Source organism: Streptomyces ureilyticus (genome assembly GCF_011045025.1).
Classification (GTDB): domain Bacteria; phylum Actinomycetota; class Actinomycetes; order Streptomycetales; family Streptomycetaceae; genus Streptomyces; species Streptomyces ureilyticus.
Genome location: NZ_JAAKZX010000470.1, coordinates 1 through 1,175 on the forward strand (window position 1 = coordinate 1; position 1,175 = coordinate 1,175).

Below are 1,175 nucleotides of genomic sequence, written 5' to 3' on the forward strand. Positions count from 1 at the left end.
GGGGTCGAGGCTGAGGCGGTACTGGTCGTCGATGTGGGGGCTTCTTCCGCTGCTCGGCCGCCCGTCGGGCCGGGGGCTTGGCCGGGCCGTTGGGTGCATCGTCGTTCGCGTCCCGGTGCCGGCCCGGCTGGTTGCAAGAGACGGTGCGGGTGACGATCCGGCCGCTCTCCGTACGTACGCGGGTGCGGCGCAGGTAGCCGTGGGTCTCCAACTCGCGCAGGGCGGCGGCGATACGGGTCGAGCCCTCCGGAAAGCGGGCGGCGAGGGTCTTGATGTCGGCACGGGCACCGGCGGGCAGCGACTGGATGTGCACGCCGAGCCCGATGGCCAGCGCGGACAGCTCCGGGTGCTGGGCGAGGTGATTGCCGATCACCGTGAAGCGGGTGGTGTGACGGGAGTTGTCGTGGATCACGCCGCCCGCGTGGGCGTTCCGGTGCGGGTGGTTTTTGCCCGTGGGACGGGTCTGGGCGTGCGGGCGCACGCTAGGGTTCTGCGTATCCATCAGGAAGAGGTCCGAACTTCCTCGGTGGTCAGGCCCTCGCACTGGGATGCCAGTCCCGGCGGGGGCCGTCGCATGTCTGCTGTTGTCGCGCTGAGCGTAAAGCAGGCAACCCATCCCAAAGCCAGCCGAGTTGGCGATGTTCACTCGCGCGAGTGAGCGTGCGCCGTGGGAGGGACGGGTGGGGCTTGGTGAGGTTTCTTTCGATCTAGTGGTTGTTTGGAAAGAGCGCCAGGTCCACCGGAGCATACGGCGCCAGGTTCCGGTGAGTGCGGTGCCGGTGTCAGGTCGAGTTCGGCCCATACGGTTTTTCGGGGGACGGGGCCCAGTTCGACGCCCCAGCGGTTTGCGAGGGACTCGACGAGGAGCAGGCCGCGGCCGGACTCGGTTTCGGGGGACGGGGGTTGGAGGCGCGGGAGGTTGTCGCCTCGGGTGTCGGTCACCTCGATGCGGAGGGTCTTGGCGTGGGCCAGGAGCGCGAGGCGGAAGTCTCGGCCGGTGACTCGGCCGTGCGTGGCGGCGTTCGCGGCGAGTTCGGCGACCAGGTGTGCGGCGGTCTCGGTGATGCCGTACGGCAGGTCCCAGGTGCGTAGCCACTCGGTGGCGAGGAGGCGGGCGAGGCGGGCGAGGCGGGCGCCGCGTGGGGTGGGCGACAACAGGGCGCTGAAGTGGCGTG

General features: G+C 70.1%; 1 protein-coding gene and 1 pseudogene. Both read right to left on the minus strand.

Annotated features, from left to right (window positions below):
- Window positions 1–502, minus strand: a pseudogene (locus tag G6048_RS48185) (helix-turn-helix domain-containing protein); the annotation flags it as partial.
- Between the two features lie 140 nt (window positions 503–642).
- On the minus strand, window positions 643–1,175 hold a 533-nt coding region (locus G6048_RS48190), incomplete at its 5' end, for an ATP-binding protein (protein ID WP_165345909.1).